Raw genomic sequence first — 6,000 nt, forward strand, 5'->3', positions numbered from 1 at the left:
CGGCGAGGGGACTGACCTTATTTACATCGCTTCACCTTAAATAAATCTGTCCCCGGTTTGTGATTCCTGATCTGTGTAGTCGCCCCTTTCTATCTTGTCTGCAAAGATTCGCCCCGCTGATACCTGACCATCTGGATAGATTGCGATTGACCCTCTCGATGACGTAGAACTCCCACCGCCCGATCAGTCAGTAGGTGAGCGATTTCGCTACCGGGGACACACGGGGAGTTACCGCCCTACCCACTTCGCCATCATTGGACGCACCCTTTTTGAGCACAGAAGCGCGTCACGCCCTTTCGTGGATCAACACCCAGGGTGCAACGACCACGGCCCACAGCGTCGGATCGCGCTCCAAAAGATCCAGAGCCTTTGATTCAGAGACCTTGCCGACTTCTCCACTCGCAACCCATGCCGCCACTTGCGCCTCGCTGTTCTCGGCAAATGCCTGTGCCACGGCGATCAAATCCAGCGTCGGCTCGACCCACAACAGGGCACCCTTCGCAAAGAACGGTTGCAATTCTTTCCAGGTAATCGAAGCGGTTTCGCCAAGCAGTTTGGCATAGAGGGTGCTAGGTTCTTGCGTCATGGGTTTTCACCGTATTGGAAATCGGCGCAATCATAGCGCCGCCTTTCGTACCGACAAACCCGGATTCAAGTGATTGATTGCAGAGAAGTTCGCGCAGGCCAACCGGTTCATCGTCCGACAAGGCGAAACCACCAGCCTGATTGTGTATCTTTCTGTCGATTAAGCGACATCCGCAGGTTTTGTCCCCCGCAGCCAGCTATTCAAGCGCTCGACCGGCGCTCTAAACTGTTCCGGTACAGTTGCTGGGGGTGCGGCCTGGAGATTCAATCCGGTCCTGCCGCTTCGGCCGTCAGGATTATAAAAACTACAACGCAAGAGTGGAGCATCATGACTAAGGGTATTAATCAGATTTCCAAGCTGTTTGCCGCACTGGTTCTGGCGGGGGTTGCCAGTCACTCGTTCGCAGCTGACACCATCAAGATCGGCATCGCCGGCCCGAAAACCGGTGCTGTGGCCCAATACGGCGACATGCAGTTCAGCGGCGCCAAGATGGCCATCGACCAGATCAACGCCAAAGGCGGCGTCGACGGCAAGAAGCTTGAAGCGGTTGATTACGATGATGCCTGTGACCCGAAACAAGCGGTCGCCATCGCCAACAAAGTGGTCAACGACGGCGTCAAGTTCGTGGTCGGTCACCTCTGCTCCAGCTCCACTCAGCCAGCTTCGGACATCTACGAAGACGAAGGCATCATCATGGTGACCCCGGCGGCCACCAGCCCGGAAATCACCGCCCGCGGTTACAAAATGATCTTCCGCACCATCGGCCTGGACAGCGCCCAGGGCCCGGCCGCTGGCGAGTACATTTCCAAGCAGGTCAAGCCGAAGATCGTTGCGGTCATCCACGACAAACAGCAGTACGGTGAAGGCATCGCCACCGCCGTCAAGCAGACCCTGGAAAAAGACGGCGTGAAAGTCGCGCTGTTCGAAGGCATCAATGCCGGCGACAAGGACTTCTCCTCGCTGATCGCCAAGATGAAGCAAGCCAACGTTGACTTCGTCTACTACGGCGGCTACCACCCTGAACTGGGTCTGATCCTGCGTCAGGCACAAGAAAAAGGCCTGAAAGCCGGCTTCATGGGTCCGGAAGGCGTGGGCAACGCGTCCATCTCGCAGATCGCTCAGGACGCGTCCGAAGGTCTGCTGGTCACCCTGCCGAAATCCTTCGATCAGGACCCGGCCAACAATGAGCTGGTCGCCGCGTTCAAGGCGAAGAAAGAAGACCCGAGCGGTCCGTTCGTGTTCCCGGCCTACGCCGCTGTTGAGGTGATTGCCGACGCGATCAAGACCGCCAAGTCCGAAGACACCGCCAAAGTGGCAGCGGCCATCCACGCCGGTACGTTCAAGACCCCTACCGGCGATCTGTCGTTCGACGCCAAGGGTGACCTGAAAGACTTCAAATTCGTCGTTTACACCTGGCACAAAGATGGCACCAAGACTGAAGCCCCTGTGAAATAACGCAGCCTTCATGCTTACCCGAAGCCCACTGCAACCGCAGTGGGCTTTGTTTTAGCTGGGCAGCGAATTTCATAAGAATTCCGATCCCTGAACATCTTGAAACCGCACCAGTGAACCACTGGGCTCGTGCCGGACGCGGACGTAGATCACGACGCGCGAGCGGGAAAAAGACACCACCAGTGAAACACCAGGCAGGTTTTTAGGAGCACTCAGCAATGCCGATAGATCTCTATCACTTTCTTCAACAGCTGGTTAATGGGTTGACCATTGGCAGCACTTACGCCTTGATTGCCATTGGCTACACCATGGTTTACGGCATCATCGGCATGATCAACTTCGCCCACGGCGAGGTGTACATGATCGGGTCGTATGTGGCGTTTATCGCCCTGGCCGGTCTGACCATGCTTGGCCTGGACAGCCTGCCCCTGCTGATTACCGCAGCCTTCGTCGCCAGTATTGTGGTGACCAGCGCCTACGGTTATGCCATCGAGCGAGTGGCCTATCGCCCGCTGCGCGGCAGCAACCGCCTCATCCCCTTGATTTCCGCCATCGGCATGTCGATTTTCCTGCAGAACACCGTGCTGTTGTCGCAGGACTCGAAAGACAAATCGATCCCCAACCTCATTCCCGGCAACTTCGTTTTCGGCCCCGGCAGCACCCATGAAGTGGTGATCTCGTACATGCAGATCCTCATCTTCATCGTCACGCTGGTGGCCATGCTTGGTCTGACCTGGTTCATCTCCCGCTCTCGCCTGGGTCGCGCCTGCCGTGCCTGCGCCGAAGACATCAAGATGGCCAACCTGCTGGGGATAAACACCAACAACATCATCGCCCTGACCTTTGTCATCGGCGCGGCTTTGGCGGCGGTCGCTGCGGTCCTGCTGAGCATGCAGTACGGCGTGATCAACCCCAACGCCGGTTTCCTCGTCGGCATCAAAGCCTTCACCGCCGCGGTACTGGGCGGCATCGGCAGTATCCCGGGCGCGATGCTCGGCGGTCTGGTGCTGGGCATCGCCGAAGCCTTTGGCGCCGACATCTTCGGCGACCAGTACAAGGATGTGGTGGCGTTCGGTCTTCTCGTATTGGTGTTGTTGTTCCGGCCAACCGGCCTGCTCGGCCGTCCGGAGGTTGAAAAAGTATGACCAGGAATCTCAAATCGGCCCTCTTCAGCGCAGTGCTGGTGCTGGCCGTCGCTTACCCGATCCTCGGGCTCAAACTGGACATCGTCGGGATCAACCTCGCGGTGGTCGGCGCCAGCACCACCACCGTGCTGGTGATTTTCGCCGCCGCGTTTCTGATGTTCCTGCGCGTGCTGTTCAACGAACAGATCAGCGCCATGTGGCGTTCGCGTCCGCAGAAACAGCTGATGTCCGACAAGACCAGCAACTTTCTGACCCTGCCTTCGACCCAACGCTGGTTCCTCGGCGCGCTGGTAATCGCGGCACTGGTGTGGCCGTTCTTCGGTTCGCGCGGCGCAGTGGACATCGCGACCCTGATCCTGATCTACGTGATGCTTGGCCTGGGCCTGAACATCGTCGTCGGTCTGGCGGGTCTGCTTGACCTCGGCTACGTCGGCTTTTACGCCGTGGGCGCGTACACCTACGCCCTGCTGCAGCACTATTTCGGCTTCGGCTTCTGGATCTGTCTGCCACTGGCGGGGCTGGCGTCGGCGACTTTCGGCTTCCTGCTGGGCTTCCCGGTCCTGCGGCTGCGAGGTGACTATCTGGCCATCGTGACGCTGGGTTTTGGTGAAATCATTCGCCTGTTCCTGCGTAACCTGACCGACATCACCGGCGGCCCGAACGGCATCAGCAACATCGAAAAGCCAACGCTGTTCGGCCTGTCGTTCGAGCGCAAGGCAGCAGAAGGCATGCAGACGTTCCACGAATACTTCGGCCTGCAATACAACTCCATCAACAAGGTGATCTTCCTCTACCTGATCGCCCTGCTGCTGGCGCTATTGGCGCTGTTCGTGATCAACCGGTTGTTGCGCATGCCCATCGGCCGCGCCTGGGAAGCCTTGCGTGAAGACGAAATCGCCTGCCGCGCGCTGGGGTTGAATCCGACCATCATCAAGCTGTCGGCCTTCACCCTCGGCGCTGCATTCGCCGGTTTCGCCGGCAGTTTCTTCGCCGCGCGTCAGGGTCTGATCACGCCGGAGTCGTTCACCTTTCTGGAGTCGGCGATCATCCTCGCCATCGTGGTCCTGGGCGGCATGGGCTCGCAGCTGGGGGTGATTCTCGCCGCCGTCGTGATGATTCTGTTGCCTGAACTGCTTCGCGAATTCAGCGAATACCGGATGCTCGGCTTCGGCGCCTTAATGGTGCTGATGATGATCTGGCGTCCCCAGGGCTTCCTGCCGATGCAGCGTCCCGTCATGAAACTCAAGGGGGAGCGCTGATGAGCCGTCCACTTCTGCAAGCGTCCGGCTTGTGCATGCGCTTCGGCGGTCTGCTGGCCGTCAACGGCGTCGGTCTGACCGTCCACGAGAAACAGGTGGTGTCGATGATCGGCCCAAACGGCGCCGGCAAGACCACCGTGTTCAACTGCCTGACAGGCTTCTACAAACCCTCCTCCGGGACGATTCTGCTGGACGGCGAGCCGATCCAGGGCCTGGCCGGCCATGAGATCGCCCGTAAAGGCGTGGTGCGAACGTTCCAGAACGTGCGCCTGTTCAAGGAAATGACGGCGGTGGAAAACCTGCTGGTGGCCCAGCATCGCCACCTCAACACGAATTTCCTCTCTGGCCTGTTCAAGACCCCGGCGTATCGCAAGAGCGAGCGCGAGGCGATGGAGTACGCCGAGCATTGGCTGGAAGCGGTCGATCTGAAGGAATTCGCCAACCGTCCTGCCGGCACCCTGGCCTACGGTCAGCAACGCCGTCTGGAAATCGCCCGCTGCATGATGACGCGCCCGCGCATCCTGATGCTCGACGAGCCGGCAGCCGGTCTGAACCCGAAAGAAACCGAAGACCTGAAAGCGCTGATTGGCGTGTTGCGCAACGAGCACAACGCCACGGTGTTGTTGATCGAGCACGACATGAAGCTGGTCATGAGTATTTCCGACCATATCGTGGTGATCAATCAGGGCACGCCGCTGGCCGATGGCACACCCGAGCAGATCCGTGACAATCCTGAAGTGATCAAAGCCTATCTGGGGGAAGCGTAAATGCTGCAGTTCGATAACGTTTCCACGTTCTACGGCAAGATCCAGGCCTTGCACGGTGTCAGCATCGATGTGCAGCAGGGCGAGATTGTCACGCTGATCGGCGCCAATGGCGCGGGCAAGTCGACGCTGTTGATGACGCTGTGCGGTTCGCCGCGCGCACACAGTGGCAGCATCCGTTATATGGGTGAGGAGCTGGTGGGTCTGGAGTCGTCGGTGATCATGCGCAAGAGTATTGCGGTGGTGCCGGAGGGCCGTCGGGTGTTTGCGCGTCTGACGGTGGAGGAGAATCTGTCGATGGGCGGGTTCTTTACGGACAAGGCCGATTATCAGGTGCAGATGGATAAGGTGCTTGAGTTGTTTCCGCGCTTGAAGGAGCGGTTCAATCAGCGCGGCGGGACGATGTCGGGCGGCGAGCAGCAGATGCTGGCGATCGGGCGTGCGTTGATGAGTAAGCCGAAGTTGTTGTTGCTGGATGAGCCTTCGCTGGGTCTGGCGCCGATTATTATTCAGCAGATTTTCGAGATTGTTGAGCAGTTGCGGCGGGATGGGGTGACGGTGTTTCTGGTGGAGCAGAATGCGAATCAGGCGTTGAAGATCGCTGATCGTGCGTATGTTCTGGAGAATGGCCGGGTGGTGATGCAGGGGTCGGGGGCGGAGTTGTTGGTCGATCCGAAAGTGCGGGATGCTTATCTCGGCGGGTAAAGCAGGATCAAGGGGGGTGTCAGAAATTTTGTGTTCGGGCATAACATGAGTAAGAGGTGCATGTATGCCAACCAAAAAGAAACCTGCGT

General features: G+C 58.7%; 6 protein-coding genes. 5 read left to right on the forward strand and 1 reads right to left on the reverse strand.

Translation table 11 applies throughout. The features are described 5' to 3' along the window. Positions 1-286: 286 nt before the first annotated feature. A complete protein-coding gene (locus tag IFT99_RS18065; protein WP_065992641.1) occupies positions 287-586 on the reverse strand; it encodes a DUF2288 domain-containing protein in 300 nt (99 codons plus the stop codon). Between the two features lie 327 nt (positions 587-913). On the opposite strand from IFT99_RS18065, the gene IFT99_RS18070 reads away from it, so the two are divergent. From IFT99_RS18070 to IFT99_RS18090, 5 genes are all read left to right on the forward strand, one after another. Then, positions 914-2,041, forward strand: a complete 1,128-nt coding sequence (locus IFT99_RS18070) for a branched-chain amino acid ABC transporter substrate-binding protein (RefSeq protein WP_065992639.1) — start codon at positions 914-916, stop codon at positions 2,039-2,041. 215 nt (positions 2,042-2,256) lie between these two features. Beyond that, on the forward strand, positions 2,257-3,183 hold the full coding sequence (livH, locus tag IFT99_RS18075) for a high-affinity branched-chain amino acid ABC transporter permease LivH (protein ID WP_065992637.1): 927 nt from the start codon (positions 2,257-2,259) through the stop codon (positions 3,181-3,183). Then, on the forward strand, positions 3,180-4,442 hold the full coding sequence (locus IFT99_RS18080; protein ID WP_065992632.1) for a high-affinity branched-chain amino acid ABC transporter permease LivM: 1,263 nt from the start codon (positions 3,180-3,182) through the stop codon (positions 4,440-4,442). Before livH ends, IFT99_RS18080 begins: the two co-directional genes overlap by 4 nt. Continuing rightward, positions 4,442-5,209: a high-affinity branched-chain amino acid ABC transporter ATP-binding protein LivG gene (livG, locus tag IFT99_RS18085; RefSeq protein WP_065992627.1), complete on the forward strand. Its 768-nt coding sequence runs from the start codon at positions 4,442-4,444 to the stop codon at positions 5,207-5,209. The genes IFT99_RS18080 and livG overlap by 1 nt, the downstream gene beginning before the upstream one ends. Then, entirely contained in the window at positions 5,210-5,911 is a 702-nt protein-coding gene (locus IFT99_RS18090; protein ID WP_065992624.1) for an ABC transporter ATP-binding protein, read from the forward strand. Positions 5,912-6,000: the final 89 nt, after the last annotated feature.

Origin of the sequence: Pseudomonas sp. CFBP 8772 (genome assembly GCF_014841665.1) — a bacterium.
GTDB classification, from domain to species: domain Bacteria; phylum Pseudomonadota; class Gammaproteobacteria; order Pseudomonadales; family Pseudomonadaceae; genus Aquipseudomonas; species Aquipseudomonas graminis_B.